Raw genomic sequence first — 17072 nt, 5'->3', positions numbered from 1 at the left:
TTTTTCCGGGGACATGCTGACGGACGCGCCGATAATGGCCGTATCTGGGGTTCACGTTCCGGGCGGACAGCTGCGCCGCGGAATCCAAATGACAAAACCTGTGTTCATTCAGGCTGTTGCCGAACGTCGCAGCTTTGTATTAAGGCCAGATTAAACCCGGGCGAATTTGTCAGGGCCCCACACCTCGACAGCCGGGGATAGTTGCTGCGCCGTACTTTTCATACGGCCGCGAATCCTCGACAATAGACCATGGCCATCAAACAACTCTCCGAGACCCTCATCAACCAGATCGCCGCCGGCGAGGTCATCGAACGGCCCGCAAGCGCTGCCAAGGAGCTGATCGAGAATGCGCTCGATGCCGGGGCAACCCGCATCGAGATCGCCACGGCGGGCGGCGGCAAGACGCTGCTCAGGGTCACCGACAACGGCTGCGGCATGGGACCGGAGGATCTCGAACTGGCCGTGCGCCGCCACTGCACCTCCAAGCTCGATGACAATCTGCTCGACATCCGGACGCTGGGCTTTCGCGGTGAAGCTTTGCCCTCGATCGGCTCCGTTGCGCGGCTGACAATCTCCAGCCGGCCGGGCGGCGCAAGCCATGGTGCCGAGATCGGGGTTTTCGGCGGCAAGCTGCAACCGGTAAAGCCAGCGGCAGTCAATCAGGGCACCGTGGTCGAGGTGCGCGACCTGTTCTTCGCCACACCGGCGCGGCTCAATTTCATGAAGACGGAGCGGGCCGAGGCGGCCGCCATCTCCGAGGTCGTCCGGCGCATGGCGATCGCCTTTCCGGGCGTGCGCTTCGTGCTGTCGGGTTCCGACCGCACGACGCTGGAATTTGCCTCCACCGGCGACGACCGGCTGGCCCGCATCGCCCAGGTGCTGGGCCGGGAATTTCGCGACAATGCAATCGAGGTCGACGCCGAACGCGAGGGCGCGCGGCTGACAGGATTTGCCGGTGTTCCGACCTTCAACCGCGGCAACTCGCTGCAGCAATATGCCTTCGTCAACGGCCGTCCTGTCCAGGACAAGCTGATCTGGTCGGCGCTGCGCGCCGCCTATGCCGAGACCATCCCGCAGGGGCGCTATCCGGTGGCCGTGCTGTCGCTGACGGTCGATCCGGATGTGGTCGATGTCAATGTGCATCCGGCGAAATCCGATGTCCGCTTCCGCGATCCCGGCATGATCCGCGGGCTGATCATCGGTGCGATCCGCCAGGCGCTGGCGCAGGATGGCGACCGGGCCTCGACGACCGGCGCCAGCGGCCTGATGCGGGCTTTCCGGCCGGAACCGCAGCGGCCGAACGGTGCCTGGACAGCCGCAGCCTCCCCCTACCGGCCGATGGATTTCGGCTCGGGACCTGCCGGCTTCGGTGAGCGGCCGCAGGCGGCCTTTACCGAAATGACAATGCCGTCGGCGCGCGCACCTTTGAGCGAACCAGAGCTTGCCGCCGCTCCTCAGCCGGATAGGGCCCACCCGCTTGGTGCGGCGCGGGCACAGCTGCATGAAAACTATATCGTCGCCCAGACGGACGACGGTCTGGTCATCGTCGATCAGCATGCAGCCCATGAACGGCTGGTGTTCGAGGAGTTGCGCAAGGGCCTGAACGCACGGCCTATTCCGGCGCAGGCCCTGCTCATTCCGGAAATCGTCGATCTGCCGGAAGACGATTGCGACCGGTTGATCAGCCATTCGGCTGAATTCTCAAGGCTGGGGCTCGGCATCGAGCGCTTCGGGCCCGGCGCCATCGCCATCCGCGAGACACCGTCCATGCTCGGCGAGATCGATGCTGCCGGCCTCGTGCGGCAACTGGCCGACGAACTTGCCGAATGGGACACGGCCAACGGCCTTGCCGGCCGGCTCGACTATCTGGCCGCCACCATGGCCTGCCATGGCTCGGTGCGCTCCGGCCGGCGGCTGAGGCCGGAGGAAATGAATGCGCTTTTGCGGCAGATGGAGGCGACGCCGGGTTCTGGCCAGTGCAACCATGGACGGCCGACCTATATCGAGCTGAAGCTCTCCGATATCGAGCGGCTGTTCGGACGCAGTTGAACAACGGCCTGTCACTTGCACTGGAAATCCGGGGGATGTCGCGCCACTGCACCGCGCATCATCGATGACGCGCAAAGGTCAATGCAACATTTCTAATTTACAGCATAATTTTTCCTTAAATCGATTCCGATTTCGGGAATTATGCAGTAGAGCATGATCCCAACAGATGACGCTGGGATGCATGTGGCCTGATCGCGTCCATTCCGGATGCCTGCCGAGGCGGTGCTTTTACTGCATAATTCTCTTAAATCGAAATCGATTTAAGAGAATTATGCAGCGAATTTAAAGTGTTACAGCGACCTTTGCGCATCATCAATGACGCGCGGCGCTGTAAAGAGCGAGCGAAAATTGATGCGAGGTCGAAGGACAATGAACAGATTTGAGGGCAGCAACAACCGGGAAGCCAAGATCCGCTATCTCGATGGCGACTTCCAGATCGTCCTGCCCGGCTCGTATGTCATCTGCGCGATGACCGGCGCCACCATCCCCGTCGATGAACTGCGCTACTGGAGCGTCGCGCGGCAGGAGCCCTATGCCGACGCCGAAGCGTCCTATGAGGCCGACAAGCGCGCCGGTATCCTGCCGAACCAGAAATAGACGTTACGTCATTCTCGCGGCACCGCTTGCGGCAGTGTTCGCCAACGACTTGCGCAGATTGCGGCTACGGGCAGCCTTGACCGCCGCATCGATGATCTTGCCGGGTGAGCCGGGATCGTCGAAGCGAACCTCGACCTCGATCACCCTGCTCTTTTCCATCAATTCCGCTGCGCGGCCATGGTCGGGTTCCAGCCGCACCATGTCCTTGGCGGTGGTCACCAGCTGGTAGCCATGGCTGGCGGCGTGATCGAGAAGATCGGCAATCTCGTCCTCGGAAAAATGGTGATGATCCGGAAAGCTGCGGGTCTCGGCGATGACGGCCCCTGTCTCGCGCACCGTGCGGAAGAATTTTTCCGGATCGGCAATGCCGGCCCAGGCAAGCACCGGAACGTCCTTCAGCCCGCCATCGTCGAGATGTTCGACATTCGCGGCATAAATCTGCTTGCCGGCCCGCGCCGAGCGGCGGATCAGGGCGTCGGCGCGATCACCGTTGCCGATCTTCAGAAGCGCCGAGGCATGGCGGACCTGCTGGCGGATCGGCGCGCGCACCGGGCCGGCCGGGATCAGGAAACCGTTGCCGATGCCGCGCTGGCTGTCGATCACCAGCAGGGAAAAATCAAAGGTCAGCCGGGCGCTCTGGAAACCGTCATCCATGATGATGATATCGGCGCCCTCAGCCACCAGCCTACGGGCGCCTTCGACGCGCTTGCGGCAGACGACGGCCAGGCCTTCGCGCGCCAGGAGCAGCGGCTCGTCGCCGACATCGCGGGCACGGTGATGGGCGGGATCGACGACCGTCGTGACATCGAGCGAACCGCCATAGCCGCGGCTGAGGAAGCCTGGTTTCAGCCCGCGCTGGCGGGCAGCCCGCGCAAGCGCGATGGCGGTCGGCGTCTTGCCCGCCCCGCCGACGGTGAAATTGCCGACGCAGATGACCGGTACCGGCACGGAAGCACGCCGCGCATGATCCATGCGCGAGCCGGAAATGCGCCCATAAATCCAGGAGAAAGGCCAAAGGCCATAGGCGCGCCAATCCGCTTTGGTCCACCAGAACGGCGGTGCATCAGAAACCATCAGTCCTTCCAGGCCTCCCCGCGCCGGCCGGTTTCTCCCGGTTTTCGCAATGTCCTGCGCGGCAAAATTCTTGTCATGTCCAAAACATTTTTTTCAGCAGAAAAAGCCGTCTCGATCCGCGACACAAAACGTCAGTTTTCCGCCAATTGCAAGCCGTGCGCGGATCGGCCGGCTCGGCCGGCGGCTCGCACGCGACAGCCAAGCGTCTTTGCGAAGCCCACTTGCAACCCATGCGATACACCGAGTGTTAACCAGTCTGCGGCACTGTCGATTAACCAGACTGGTGTCTTTCCGTTTTCCTGTTTTTCGTAGCGGACCTAAAAATGAATATAAGTTTCAACGCGGCGGCCACCGCCGCTTTGGCGATTCTGCGCCATAATGACAGCACCCATGCCAAGATGCAGGATGTCATTACGACCGGCATGCGGATATCGCAGGCCTCCGACAATGCCGCCTATTGGTCGATTGCAACCGACATGCGCAACACCACCAAGGCGACGAGCACCGTGGTCGACGCGCTGGAGCTGGGCGCGGCCCTCGTCGACGTGTCCTATCAGGGAATGGAAGACCTCATCACCATCACCTCCGAAATCAAGACCAAGATCATGGCGATGAAGGAGCCGGGCGTGGACCGCTACAAGGTCAGCGCGGAAATCTACGAGCTGGAAAAACAGTTTCTCTCGACCACGCAATCGGCGTCGTTCAACGGCCGCAACCTGCTGGCGCCGGGACAATTGAACTATACCGAAAAAACCTATGTCGATGGCAACGGCAAGACACTGAGCTACATCGAGATGAATGCCCCGGACGCCAATGTCGCCTTTGGCGGCATCGTTGCGAGCTACACCAAAGGCAAGATCGGCATCATCAATATCTATGGCGACAGCAACCTCAATGTCTTCGGACCGGCCACCTACAAGAACGACGACGGAACCACCTCGGCACAGAACGGCCTGGCCGATACCCCGCAGGCCGATGGCATGACCGGCGGTGTGGCACATGCAGACCCCGCAAAGACCACCGCGTGGCTGCCGGCGTTCAACGGCCGCACCCAGATTGGCTTTGCCAACGGCGCCCAGACCGACGACATGTACAGCGCCTCGCATATGGGGGAAGTGCCCGACGATCTGGTGGGCTATGCGACCGATCTTCTTTTGAAGCGCTACGACGATATCCATACGGCGCTGACCGACCGGGGAGCGACGCTTGGATCGCTCAGCATGCGCATCGACATGCAGACAGACTTCAACCGGACCCTGACGGAAACCATCCAGAAGGGCGTCGGCCGTCTGGTGGACGCCGACATGAACGATGCCTCGACCAAGCTCAAAGCCGTCCAGGCACAAGTCCAGCTGGCCGTTCAGGCACTCAACATCGCCAACAACGCGCCGTCGCTGCTGATGCAACTGTTCCGGTAGAGGGGCAGCGGCTAACGCAATACCGTCTCGAGTTCGGTGATATCGTTGAGGCAATGATCCGACGCAGCCGCGAGCGATTGCGGCGAGCCGGTGCCGGTCAAAACGGCCACCGTCAGGCCGACGCCGGCATTGCGGCCCATATGCAGATCGTGATTGTTGTCGCCGACGACGGCGACCTGATGGGGCTCAAGCCCCGTCGCCTCGCAAAAACCGTGCACCATGCCGGGCTGCGGCTTGGTGCCGAAGCCGCTATCATAACCTGCGACATAGTGAAGGTAGCCGTCAAAACCGAAGCGCTTGGCGGTTTCGCGGATCGAGCGTTCGTTGTCGCTGGAAGCGACGCCGAGGCGGTAGCCTTTGGCATGCAGGCCCGCAAAGAACGTGGCGAGATCGGTGACGGGCACCGCGTATTCCGCCGAATTGGAAAACAGCCCGTCGAGCTTCTCCGTCAGCGCCTCGACCGTATAGGGCGCACCGGCCGCGACCATGCCGGTGGCGATCTCGACGGTGTTGCCTGCGGCCAGAAGGCTGTCGGGCAGGACATGGCCGGTGTCGGGATCCATGCCACCCGCGGCGAGCAAACGCCTTGCCAGTGCAGCATCGCCATTGGCGGCGATGCTGGCGACTTCGTAGTTCACCGGAACCCAGCTCTTCACATAATCGAGCAGCGTCCCGTCCTTGTCGAAGAGGATGCCGGAAATGGTCTTGTCAGTCGTCATGAACATCCCACCGGAAGAAACTGTCAGTTTTCGCTGCGAGGCTGCAGCCGGGCCTTGACCGTCAGCGGATTGATATAGGGCTCCAGCCCCCTGATCGTTGCCGACAGTGCTCCGCGCATTTCATGCACGGTTTCCAGCCCCGCATCGATCATCTTGCGACGCACCTCGTCGTGGACGAGCAGATAATTTACCCCCTTGGCCAGCATCTCGACATCGCGAATGATCTTGGCACTGCCGTTTTTGGCCAGCATCTGGTAGGTGTCGCGGAAATTCTGGACATTGCCGCCCGACAGGATGGCGCAACCGAGCATGGCCGGTTCCAGCGGGTTCTGGCCGCCCTCGGCAAACAGCGAGCGGCCGACAAAGGCCACTTCGGTCAGGCGCAGGTAAAGCCCCATCTCGCCGATGGTATCACCGAGGAAGATATCGGTTTCCGGCGTGATCGGATCGTTGCGGGTGCGCCTTGCGACCGTCAGCCCCTTGGAGGTCAGCATCGCCTCGATCGCGTCGCAGCGCTCGGGATGGCGCGGCACGATGATGGTCAACAGGCCGGTCCGCTCCTTCAGGGCGCGATGGACGATGCCGGCGGCATTTTCCTCGCCCTCGAAAGTCGAGATGGCAGCCCAGGTCTTGCGATCGCGGATCTGCTGGCGGTAGTGCTTGAGCGCATGATTGTCATGCGGCGGCGCATCGGTATCGACCTTCAGATTGCCCGATACCATCACCGGCAGCGCACCGAGGGTACGGAAACGGTCCGCGTCGGCCTCGGACTGGGCAATGACAAGCGCCAGGTTTTCAAACAGCGCGTCAGCAAGCCAGAGGCGCTTCTTCCAGCGGCCGAAGGTGCGGTCCGACAGACGGCCGTTGACCAGCACCTGCGGAATATGGCGCTGCCCGAGTTCCATCATCGTCATCGGCCATATCTCCGATTCCGCGATGATCGCCAGATCCGGCTCCCAATAGTCGAGGAAACGGCTGACGGCCGGCTTGAAATCGAGCGGCACATATTGATGGACGATATTGGAGCCGAGCCGCTTGGCGGCGACGCCTGCCGATGTCGTCGTCCCGGTGGTCAAAACCACGGCGATGCCGCGGCGCGAGACTTCATTGATCAGCGGGATGACGGCCATCGTTTCGCCGACGCTTGCGGCGTGAAACCAGACCAGCGGCCCTTGCGGGCGTGGCGCGCTGGCATGACCATAACGTTCCTGGCGCCGCGCACTGTCTTCCTTGCCCTTGGCGGCGCGGGCGGCAAGATAACCCCAGACCAACGGATAGACTGCCGTGCCGATCCAGCGATAGCTGGACAGGGCCAGCCGGGCGAGCATGCGGGTCATGAGGACAAGCCCCTCGCGCAACGGCCAGCCCGAAGGCCGTCCGCGGTTGCGGCGGCAGCCCGTTCAGCCGCACGGCTTGCCTGTCTGAAACGCCCTGGCATCAAGCCTGTTCCGGATCCAGCAACCGATGCATGTGGACGATGAAATAGCGCATATGCGCATTGTCGACGGTCAGCTGGGCCTTGGACTTCCAGGCCGCCAGCGCGCTGTCGTAATCCGGGAAGATGCCGACGACGTCGAGTTTTTGCAGATCACGGAACTGGACACCGGTCAGCGTTGTCAATTCACCGCCGAACACCAGATGCAGCCGCTGTTTTACTTCCGAATCCTGAGCCATCAGACCTTCCAATTTTCTTGCCGTATTTTGCTTGTGGTTTGCGGCATTCAGCCGGAAAGGTCAATGGCCCTCCAGCCCCCGGGATGCGGCAATCAACGCCGGTAATGCGGGCCTTGCAGCCGCGCACAGGACCGTATGGCGAACATTGGGGCGATTGTAGGAAAGCGGCTGCGCATCGAGATTGAAAAGAGCGCCGCCAGCCCGCTCCAGGATCAGATCGGCCGCCGCCAGATCCCAGTCATGCGAATTTTTCTTGACGACGGTGCCATCGATACGGCCATCGGCGATCATCGCAATCCGGTAGGCAAGCGAGGGCACGTGCGGAATGCGCGACACGCCCAAGCGATAGCCAGGCTCAAGCAGTCCGACCGTTTCTTCGGCAAGCGCGATCCGCAAAATCTCCGTGCCCGTTTCCTTGACGGTGATCGGCTCGCCGTTCTTCAGCGCTTGGCCCGTCAGTGTTCCCTGAAACAGTTCGCCAAGCACTGGCGCAAAGAGCACGCCGGCCACCGGGCGGCCAAGATGCACGACGGCGACGCTGACGCACCAGACGTCCTTGCCGGCGATAAACGCACGGGTTCCATCGATCGGATCGACGACGAAGACCGTATCGCAACCAAGTCTCGCCTCGTCGTCGTCTGTTTCTTCCGACAGCCAGCCATAGTTCGGCCGTGCCGCCAAGAGCTTTTCCTTGAGGATATCGTTTGCCGCAAAATCCGCTTCACTGACGGGCGAGCGCCCGCCGTTCTTCCATTGGACGTCCGGATCCTTGCGGAAATAGGACAGCGCCTTTTCACCCGCGGCTTTCGCAGCCATCGTGATCAGTCCCAGATCGCTGAACCATTGCTCCGGCGATGGGCGAACGGCATTCATGTCAGACTTTCCAATTCCCGCGGCATCATCAGCCGCGTCGAAGTTTACAGTGCAAGGCGGTCACTTGCCCGCGAGCGTCATGCCCTCGATGGCAAGCGTCGGCGCCGCAACACCGAACTTGCGGTCGATATCGTCGGCAAGCGTTATGGCAAAGAACATCTGCTTGAGGTTGGAGGCAATCGTGACTTCAGAAACCGGGAACGTCAACTCGCCGTTTTCGATCCAGAAGCCGGATGCACCCCGGCTGTATTCGCCGGTCAGCATGTTGACGCCCTGACCGATCAGCTCGGTCACATAGAAACCCGTCTTGACACTGCCGATCAATTCTTCGCGGGAGATGCTGCCGGGTTCCAGCGCGAAATTGGTTGCCGAAGGGGAGACTGCCGGGCCGCTGCGCACGCCGCGTCCATTGGTCTCCAGGCCCAGTTCACGGCCGGTCGAGGTGGACAGGAACCACTGTTTGAGCACACCGTCCTCGATCATCGACAATTTCTGTCCGGTGACACCCTCGCCATCGAACGGGCGCGACGAAGAGCCCCGCACCACCAGCGGATCGTCGGTGACGGTCAGGCCGGCCTTCATCACCGGTTTTCCCATCATGTCGCGCAGGAAGCTGGTCTTGCGGGCGACCGAGGCACCGTTGATCGCACCGGCGATATGGCCGGCAAAACCGCGGGCCATGCGCGGATCGAAAACGACAGTGACATTCTTCTGGGTCGGTACCTGGCGCGGGCCGATGCGGGCCACAGCCCTTTCGCCAGCGGTGCGGCCGATCTCGGCTGCGGATTTCAGATCGGCGAAGTAGAGGCGGCTGTCGAAATCATAGTCGCGCTCCATCTTTGTGCCGTCGCCGGCAATGGCGCTGACGGAACGGCCAAAGCGCGTGCCCATATAAGCACCGGAAAAGCCGTGCGAAGTGACCAGCACCATGCCGCCCATGCCGGCGGACGCACCGGCGCCGCTCGAATTGGTGACGCCGCCAACGGCAAGCGCTGCCTCTTCGGCTTCAAGTGCTGCGGCCGTCAAGGCTTCCGTCGAGACTTCGGTCGGATCGTAAAGATCGAGATCGGGATAGGACCTCGCCAGGCGTTCGCTGTCGGCAAGGCTTGCAAACGGATCTTCGGGAGAGGCCTTGGCCATCGCGACCGCGCGCTCGGCCAGAACCTTCAGGTCAAAACCCGGATTGGCCGAAACACTGGCAACGCGGCGGCCGACGAAGACGCGAAGAGAGAAATCATCGCTTTCCGACGCGTCGGTGCCTTCGACTTTGCCGAGGCGCACGGAGACGGAGCGGGAGCGTCCCCGGACCACGACGGCATCCGCCTGGTCGGCACCCGCTTTCAGCGCCAAATCGATGAGCGCGGCCGCCCTTGTCTGCAGAACACCGGAATCGATAATATCGGACATGATTTAGCCTTTCATTCCCGCTCCATTTATTGTGCAGTGGGACGGGCATCAAGGGCATATCCTGATTCTTGATCGCCGCCCCCGACCAAATGCCTATTTTCGGGCAAACTCGCCCAACCAGACACGCCAGAGCCGCAGCAAGCGGCTGCGCGCCAGGAAAGAACACGTATGTCGACGTCACCCGCCCTCACCTCACAGGCCCTGCTCTTGCTCGGCGGCGCCGTGGTCGCAGCGCCGATCTTCAGGAAGCTCGGGCTCGGCACGGTTCTCGGCTATCTTGCAGCCGGCATCATCATCGGCCCGCTTCTGCATCAGATCAGCGATGGCGAGCAAATCCTCGGTTTTGCCGAACTGGGTGTGGTGTTCCTGCTCTTCATCATCGGGCTGGAACTCAAGCCTTCCCGCCTCTGGCAGATGCGGCGCGACATCTTCGGGCTCGGCACCGCGCAGGTGCTGGTCACCGGTGCGACGATCTCGGCAATCGTTTTCTGGACCGGCCTGCTCGACTGGAGCGGCAGCATCATCACCGGTTTCGGGCTGGCATTGTCGTCAACGGCCTTTGCCCTGCAGATTCTCGACGAAAACGGCGACACCAACACACGCTATGGCCAGCGCGCGTTTTCGGTGCTGCTGCTGCAGGATCTGGCCATCGTGCCGCTTCTGGCGCTGATCCCGCTGCTTGCCCTGCAGGCGCCGGAGGATACCAGCCCGCCGCTGCAGGATTTTGCCGTGGCCATTGGCGCGATCCTGAGCATGGTCATCGCCGGCCGCTACCTGCTCAATCCCCTGTTTCAGATCATCGCCCGCACCGGCGCAAGGGAAGTCATGATCGCCGCAGCCCTGCTGATCGTGCTTGGTGCCGCCACCATGATGCAGCTTGCCGGCCTGTCCATGGCCATGGGCGCGTTCCTCGCCGGCGTGCTTCTGGCCGAATCGTCCTACCGGCACGAACTGGAAGCGGATATCGAGCCGTTCCGTGGGCTGCTGCTCGCGCTGTTCTTCATGGCGGTCGGACTGTCGCTGGACATTAAGGTCATCCTCGAAAACTGGCATCTCATCCTTGTCGCCGTGCCGGCGCTGATGCTCATCAAGGCGTTGGCCATGTACGCACTCTGCCGCCTCACCGGTTCGCCGCACAATGACGCGGTGCGCATCGGCCTGCTGTTGCCGCAGGGCGGGGAATTCGGCTTTGTGCTGTTCACCGCCGCATCGGCGGCCGGCGTGTTTTCCGCCGGATGGGCATCGCTCCTGATCGTCATCGTCACCCTGTCGATGGCGCTGACACCTGCCGCCTCCGCGCTCGCAAATTTCCTCATGCAGGAACAGGCCGAGATGGCCGAGGAGCTCGAGGAGGATTTCGATGGTGCCGGCGCCGATGTGCTGATGATCGGCTTTTCCCGCTTCGGCCAGATCGCCTCGCAGATCCTTCTTGCCGGTGGCCGCGAAGTGACGATCATCGATCATTCCGCCGCGCGCGTCCGCCAGGCCGCGACCTTCGGATTCCGCATCTATTTCGGCGACGGCACCCGGCTTGACGTGCTGCGCGCCGCCGGGATCGAGCGGGCCAAGATCGTCGCCGTTTGCACCCAGAAACGAGAGATCACCGACCGGATCGTCGACATGGTGCAGGCGGAATATCCGAATGCCCGGATTTATGCCCGAGCCTATGACCGCCTCCACACCCTGTCGCTCAGGGCGCGCGGCGTCGATTATGAGCTGCGCGAGACGTTCGAGTCCGGCCTGGTCTTCGGCCGCAATACGCTGGAGGGATTGGGGATCGCCGACAACGAGGCACAGGAAATCATGAACGATATCCGCAGGCGCGACGAGGCGCGCCTGGCGGTGCAGGAGGCGGAAGGGATCAGCGCCGGGCGCGACATGCTGCATTTCGAACCGGTCAAGCCCGAGCCGCTGATCAAGCCCAGACGCGAAACGGCACCGTCGCTGGCCGCCGATGACGAGATGCTGTCGAACCCCACACCGGTGAAACCGAAGCCTGCCGGCGATGTCCTCGCCAGCGCGGATCAATAGGCGAGACCCTCTCTGCTCCTAAAGACTAAACCTTCATCCGCGCTTCAATTGCTTCGTCAAGTGCTGTCTTCAGCTGATCCTTGACGCCGGCGGTCGCGGCCAGCACTTCCTGTGCGCGCAGAAAATCCATCACCCGGAAGCGGTTGACCTCGGGGCGCAGCAGGATTTCCGGCGGATGCGCCTTCATCTTCATCGCGATGATCGACTGCATCATCAACTGGCTGGCACCGAACAGGCTGTCGATCCGGCTCGGCATGGTTTCGCCGTCGCCATCCGGTCCGCCGACCACATCGACGCCGATGACGATATCGGCCAGACCGGTCAGATGATCGAACGGCACCGGATTGTAGATGCCGCCGTCGATCATCACGCGGCCGTCGACGCGCACCGGCATGAAGACGGCCGGAAGGGCTGCGGAGGCGGCCAGCGCCTGATGCAGATCGCCAGCCTCACAGACGCGCTCGGTCTGCCCGTAATAGTCCGTCGTCATGACTTTCAACGGGATATGCAGATGGGCGAAATCTTTCGGAATTGCATCCGGCAGAAAGGCGGGCAGGATGCGCTCGATGTTGAACTGGCCGAAGCGAAATCCGCCGGTCACGGCCTTGGCAAAGCTCGATGGGCGCAGGCTCCAGAGCCGGTTGACGATCTCCTTGCGCCGGCCAACGGTTGCCAGCGTATGCTCGCGGATATCGGCACCGCTCATGCCCACCGCCATGCCCGCGCCCATGATCGCCCCGATGGAGGAGCCGGCGATGGCGACCGGGCGAATGCCAAGCTCATCCAGCGTTTCAATGACATGAATATGGGCGAGACCGCGCGCGCCGCCACCGCCAAGCGCGATGGCGACGGTCGGGCCGGCTGATCTTTTCGATGTTTCGAGGCCTTGCGTCATGCTCAGCGTCTTTCCGGTATCACGCGGCGCGGTAACGGTAGAAATGCATCCTTGTTTCGCCGAACAGGCGGTCGTCGACGAAATCGAACCCAGCCTGCAGCACGGGATGCACATCGGCCCGCTCTTCGAGAACCGCAAGCGCTCCCGGCACCAGCCAGCCACCATTGGCAGCCGAGGCAAGCGCTTTCTCTCCAAGGCCCTTGCCGTAGGGCGGGTCGGCAAAGAGGAAATGGAACGGCTCGACGGTACCGGCCGGACCGAGATCGGTCGCGTCGCGGCGGAAGACGCGCGCCCGGCCGGTCAGGCCGAACGCTTCGATATTGGTGCGCAGCAGGCCCCTGCCCTCGGCGCCCATTTCAACGAACAGGGCCTGACGGCAACCGCGCGACAGGGCTTCAAGCCCGACGGCGCCGGTCCCGGCGAAAAGATCGAGAACCCGCGCATTGTCCAGCGCTTCCGGATAGGAATGGCTCAGGATGTTGAACAGGCTTTCGCGCGTCCGGTCCGTTGTCGGCCGGATGTCGTTGGAATTGGGCGTTGCGAGCCCGCGCCCGCGAAACTCGCCACCGACGATCCGCACCGGCGCTTAGTTCCCGCGTCCACGTGGCTTGCCGCCGCCGGCAGGGCGGCCACCGGAAGGCTTTCCGCCACCGGGCTTGCGAGGACCACCGGTTTTCGCACCGAACGGTTTTGCACCACCCGGTTTGCCGCCGAACGACTTTCCGCCAGCAGGCCGGTCGCCTGAAGGCTTGCCGCCGAACGGGCGGTCACCGTCACGACGTGGCGGACGGTCACCCTGGGGACGATCTCCCCGTGGCGGACGATCACCGAAATCACGCGGCTTGCGGTCGCCATCCTCACGCGAGAACGACTTTTCGCCAAAAGGCTTGCGGGGACGGTCACCTTGCGGGCGGTCGCCTCGTGGGCGGTCACTGGCAGGCCGGTCGCTTCTTGGCCGGTCGGAGAACGAACGGGCGCCTTCGGCACGCGGCTTGCGATCACCAAACGGCTTGTCGCCACCTTCGCGGCGCGGCGGGCGATCACCTTGAGGACGGTCACCACGCGGCGCGCGGTCGCCGAAGCTGCGGCCACCACGATCGTCGCCGCCGGAACGCCTGCGGTCGCCACCCCGGCCTTCGTCGCGGCTCGGCTCTTCGGTGGCGCGGATCCAGTCGTTATCGTCTGCGTCACGCGTGACGATCACGCGTGGGCCGCGATCGGGACGATCGTAGACGGAGGCCTTCTTGCGATCGGGATCGAACTTCTTGTTGGACTTCGCCGCCAGGCCATCCTTGGTGCGGCCGTAGCGCTTGCTCGCCGGCGCGCCTTCCGGGCGCTCGCGGCGCACGGGCTTTTCTGCGACGTCGGCCGCTTGCGCGTCCTTCGACTTCTTTTCCGGCAAGGGCTTGGCGCCGGGCGCCATCCAGACATTGGCCTTGCGGGCCCGGAAACCCGGTTCCCGCTTCGGCTCATCAAATTTCGCAGCCGGCGCATCGCGTCCGCCACGGTCACTCCTCTCGGAACGGCCGCCGCTGCGGTCGTCACGCCGGGTATCCAGGCGCGACAGCGCGCGCTCGCGCTTGTCGCCGGCCTTTTCCTTGAACGCGCCGCGCTCGCGGGCTTCCGGCTTTCCAGCCGCCCATTCGTTCTTCTGCGGCTTTTCCTCTTCGGCTGCTGCGGCATCGAAGATCGGCGCATCGAAATTCGCCTTGGCGTCCTCGATCAGGCGCGGACCGAGCTGGTCACGCAGCGTGCGGCCGCGGATTTCCTGGGCATGACCTTCCGGCAGCTCGCCAAGCTGGAACGGGCCATAGGAAATGCGGATCAGCCGGTTCACGTCGAGGCCGAGCGCGCCCATGACGTTCTTGATTTCGCGGTTCTTCCCTTCGCGCAGGCCCATGGTGATCCAGACGTTGGAGCCCTGAACCTTGTCGAGCGTCGCATCGATGGCGCCGTAGAGCACGCCGTCGACGGCGATGCCGTCCTTCAGCTTGTCGAGCGCCGCCTGGTCGATTGATCCGTGCGCGCGGACCCGGTAGCGGCGCAGCCAGCCGGTGGCAGGCAGTTCGAGAACGCGCGCCAGACCGCCGTCATTGGTCAGGAGCAGCAGGCCTTCGGTATTGATGTCGAGACGGCCGATGGACAGGACGCGCGGCAGATCTTCCGGCAGGTTGTCGAAAACGGTCGGACGGCCTTCCGGATCGGAATTGGTGGTCACCAGGCCGGACGGCTTGTGATAGAGCCAGAGGCGGGTGCGCTCGATGCCGCGGATCGGCTGGCCGTCCACTTCGATATGATCGGCGAGCGTCGCATTGACGACCGGGCTGTCGAGCAGCTTGCCGTTGAGCGAGACACGGCCTTCCATGATCATGCGCTCGATATCGCGGCGCGAGGCGACGCCTGCGCGCGCCATGATCTTGGAAATGCGCTGCGGCACATCGGCGCCGACGGTTTCGGCCGCCGCCGGCCGTGGCTTGCGCGGCTTTTCCGTTTCGCTACCTTCGCCCGAATGACCGGCAGCGGTCTTGCGCGCGCCGGTAAAGGGCTTCTTGTCGGACCGTGCGGGTTTGCCGCCAGGCCGCTGGGGCTTGTCTTTGAATGTCATTTGTGTTGCCTGCCTTTTGGGCTGTCCTATCAGGTCAAAGCCCTTGGGTTAAGAGAAATTATCACGGGTCTCAACGATGGCTGAAACGAGCCGCTTTATGGATTTGGCCTTGGAAGAAGCCAGAATGGCAGCCGCCCGCGGCGAAGTGCCTGTCGGTGCGGTCCTTGTTGTCAACGGCGAGGTCATCGTCAGCGCCGGAAACCGCACGCGCGAACTCAACGACGTGACCGCGCATGCGGAGATCGAAGTGATCCGCGCGGCATCGAGCGCCATCGGGGCAGAGCGGCTGAACGGCGCCGACCTCTACGTGACACTTGAACCTTGCACCATGTGCGCGGCGGCCATCTCGTTTGCCCGCCTGCGCCGGCTATACTACGGGGCCGAAGATCCCAAGGGCGGCGGCGTCGACAACGGCGTGCGCTTTTTCAATCAGCCGACCTGCCATCACGCGCCCGATGTCTATTCGGGCCTCTCCGGCCAGAGTGCGGCCGCAATTCTCAAGGATTTCTTTCACGCCAAGCGCTGAGCGCCAGGCCGAAATGCCTCAACCGGCGGCAAAGGTCTCAAGCGCTGTTCCCGACAGACGGTAACGCGTCCATTCGGTCAGAGGCTCTGCGCCGATTGCCTCATAGGCCTTGATCGCCGGCTCGTTCCAGTCGAGAACGCTCCATTCGAAACGGCCGCATCCCTTTTCGACTGCAATCCGCGCCAAATACCGCAGCATCAGGCGCCCGGCGCCCGATCCGCGCTGGTCCGGCGTGATATACAGGTCTTCCAGGTAAAGCCCGTTGCGCGCCTGCCACGTCGAATAGCTGAAGAACCAGACAGCAAAGCCGACCGGCACGCCGTCACGCTCGCAAATTGCCGCCTCGGAAACGGAATTTTGGCCAAACAGCGATAGGGTGACCGTCTGAACGGTCGCCTCGACCTCGTGTCCGGCCTTCTCATAGATGGCCAGTTCGGTGATGAAGCGCAGGATGGTCTCTGCGTCCTTGGGGGTAGCCTTGCTAATCTCAAACATCGAGCATCAGTAGATCTGGTACCATTTCTTGCCGCTGCCCTTGATCGCGGCTTCCTTCTTGCGGCGGCGTTCCTTGACCTGCTCCGGCTCGCCCAGATCCGCCGTCGCTTCTTCCGGCAGCTTGCGGTATTCGAGCGGCGGGTCGCTGAGGAACCGGCGCTTGTCGGCATAGGCGCCCATCTGGATCTTGCGGGCTTCGCGATAGGCCTGCGTCTGTTCGGCCGTCGTCAGCTTGCGGCCATTGGCGCTCGACTTGGCCAGCGGCGAAACATAGTTGGGATTATCGGCATTGGCGTCGGCTTCCTCGCGCAGACGCTGGCGCGTATCTTCCGGCGATTCGATCCACTGCGGATTGTCCTTGGTGGCCAGGTTCTGCTGCGGTTGAACCAGCTGCGCCGTCTCGCTTGACGGCGGCAGCACCAGTCCGGGACGCGGCTGATACTTGACGTTGTTGGGATTGGCCTGGGAAATGCTAACCGCGCTGCCGAGGTCATCGACCAGATGTTCGCCCGCCGTCTTGTCCGTGCCGTAGGTCGGGCCGCCGATGCAGCCGGTCAGAATGAGGCTGCCGGTTACAATGCCGAACAGGCCGGCATACAGTCGAAACTCTCGCGTCATTCCCATGAAAACCCTTCCAGCGGTGCCGGCACGATCGATATTTGAGCGGCATTGCTGCGCCCATGACGGATAAATCCGCCGATTTTCAGGC

Annotated in this window: 16 protein-coding genes; 5 read left to right on the top strand and 11 right to left on the bottom strand. The window is 62.9% G+C overall.

Going from position 1 to position 17072, the window contains the following annotated elements:
- Window positions 1-249 precede the first annotated feature (249 nt).
- Window positions 250-2049: a DNA mismatch repair endonuclease MutL gene (gene mutL, locus AC1D17_RS16220; RefSeq protein ID WP_477566403.1), complete on the top strand. Its 1800-nt coding sequence runs from the start codon at window positions 250-252 to the stop codon at window positions 2047-2049.
- Window positions 2050-2418: 369 nt separating this feature from the next.
- Window positions 2419-2646, top strand: coding sequence for a DUF2093 domain-containing protein (locus tag AC1D17_RS16215; RefSeq protein WP_477566402.1), 228 nt, complete (start codon window positions 2419-2421; stop codon window positions 2644-2646).
- 3 nt (window positions 2647-2649) lie between these two features.
- Here the strand turns inward: AC1D17_RS16215 and lpxK are convergent, their stop codons facing one another.
- The gene (gene lpxK, locus AC1D17_RS16210; RefSeq protein WP_477566401.1) at window positions 2650-3720 is read right to left on the bottom strand and encodes a tetraacyldisaccharide 4'-kinase; all 1071 of its coding nucleotides are present in this window, start codon (window positions 3718-3720) and stop codon (window positions 2650-2652) included.
- Between the two features lie 323 nt (window positions 3721-4043).
- On the opposite strand from lpxK, the gene AC1D17_RS16205 reads away from it, so the two are divergent.
- Complete coding sequence (locus AC1D17_RS16205) at window positions 4044-5138, top strand: flagellin N-terminal helical domain-containing protein (protein ID WP_477566400.1); 1095 nt, start codon at window positions 4044-4046, stop codon at window positions 5136-5138.
- An 11-nt stretch (window positions 5139-5149) separates the two neighbouring features.
- Here the strand turns inward: AC1D17_RS16205 and AC1D17_RS16200 are convergent, their stop codons facing one another.
- From AC1D17_RS16200 to AC1D17_RS16180, 5 genes are all read right to left on the bottom strand, one after another.
- On the bottom strand, window positions 5150-5857 hold the full coding sequence (locus AC1D17_RS16200) for an HAD family hydrolase (protein ID WP_477566399.1): 708 nt from the start codon (window positions 5855-5857) through the stop codon (window positions 5150-5152).
- A 23-nt stretch (window positions 5858-5880) separates the two neighbouring features.
- Window positions 5881-7194: a lipid IV(A) 3-deoxy-D-manno-octulosonic acid transferase gene (gene waaA / locus AC1D17_RS16195; protein ID WP_477566398.1), complete on the bottom strand. Its 1314-nt coding sequence runs from the start codon at window positions 7192-7194 to the stop codon at window positions 5881-5883.
- Window positions 7195-7294: 100 nt separating this feature from the next.
- Window positions 7295-7531: a DUF4170 domain-containing protein gene (locus AC1D17_RS16190; protein WP_477566397.1), complete on the bottom strand. Its 237-nt coding sequence runs from the start codon at window positions 7529-7531 to the stop codon at window positions 7295-7297.
- 60 nt (window positions 7532-7591) lie between these two features.
- Window positions 7592-8404 carry a 3'(2'),5'-bisphosphate nucleotidase CysQ gene (locus AC1D17_RS16185; protein ID WP_477566396.1) on the bottom strand — a complete coding sequence of 271 codons (813 nt, stop codon included), beginning with the start codon at window positions 8402-8404 and terminating at the stop codon, window positions 7592-7594.
- Between the two features lie 60 nt (window positions 8405-8464).
- Window positions 8465-9811 (bottom strand): TldD/PmbA family protein, encoded by a 1347-nt coding sequence (locus tag AC1D17_RS16180; RefSeq protein WP_477566395.1) that lies wholly within the window; start codon window positions 9809-9811, stop codon window positions 8465-8467.
- Window positions 9812-9979: 168 nt separating this feature from the next.
- Here AC1D17_RS16180 and AC1D17_RS16175 point away from each other — a divergent pair, with 168 nt between their 5' ends.
- Complete coding sequence (locus AC1D17_RS16175) at window positions 9980-11842, top strand: monovalent cation:proton antiporter-2 (CPA2) family protein (protein ID WP_477566394.1); 1863 nt, start codon at window positions 9980-9982, stop codon at window positions 11840-11842.
- Window positions 11843-11867: 25 nt separating this feature from the next.
- On the opposite strand, the gene AC1D17_RS16170 is transcribed toward AC1D17_RS16175, so the two are convergent.
- Genes AC1D17_RS16170 through AC1D17_RS16160 form a run of 3 tightly spaced genes read right to left on the bottom strand, consistent with a single transcriptional unit; the run spans window position 11868 to window position 15342 of the window.
- Window positions 11868-12737: a patatin-like phospholipase family protein gene (locus AC1D17_RS16170; RefSeq protein ID WP_477566393.1), complete on the bottom strand. Its 870-nt coding sequence runs from the start codon at window positions 12735-12737 to the stop codon at window positions 11868-11870.
- A gap of 19 nt (window positions 12738-12756) precedes the next feature.
- On the bottom strand, window positions 12757-13317 hold the full coding sequence (gene rsmD, locus AC1D17_RS16165) for a 16S rRNA (guanine(966)-N(2))-methyltransferase RsmD (protein ID WP_264222225.1): 561 nt from the start codon (window positions 13315-13317) through the stop codon (window positions 12757-12759).
- A 6-nt stretch (window positions 13318-13323) separates the two neighbouring features.
- Window positions 13324-15342, bottom strand: coding sequence for a pseudouridine synthase (locus AC1D17_RS16160; RefSeq protein ID WP_477566392.1), 2019 nt, complete (start codon window positions 15340-15342; stop codon window positions 13324-13326).
- A gap of 76 nt (window positions 15343-15418) precedes the next feature.
- Between AC1D17_RS16160 and AC1D17_RS16155 the strand changes: the two genes are divergently transcribed.
- A complete protein-coding gene (locus AC1D17_RS16155; protein WP_477566391.1) occupies window positions 15419-15868 on the top strand; it encodes a nucleoside deaminase in 450 nt (149 codons plus the stop codon).
- A gap of 18 nt (window positions 15869-15886) precedes the next feature.
- On the opposite strand, the gene AC1D17_RS16150 is transcribed toward AC1D17_RS16155, so the two are convergent.
- Window positions 15887-16363, bottom strand: coding sequence for an N-acetyltransferase family protein (locus tag AC1D17_RS16150; RefSeq protein WP_477566390.1), 477 nt, complete (start codon window positions 16361-16363; stop codon window positions 15887-15889).
- A 6-nt stretch (window positions 16364-16369) separates the two neighbouring features.
- Window positions 16370-16987, bottom strand: a complete 618-nt coding sequence (locus AC1D17_RS16145; protein WP_477566389.1) for a hypothetical protein — start codon at window positions 16985-16987, stop codon at window positions 16370-16372.
- Window positions 16988-17072: the final 85 nt, after the last annotated feature.

It is taken from the genome of Pararhizobium sp. P1_E7 (assembly GCF_056405855.1).
The sequence above is the reverse complement of the archived record's forward strand: the minus strand, read 5'-3'. Positions and strand labels throughout refer to the sequence as shown.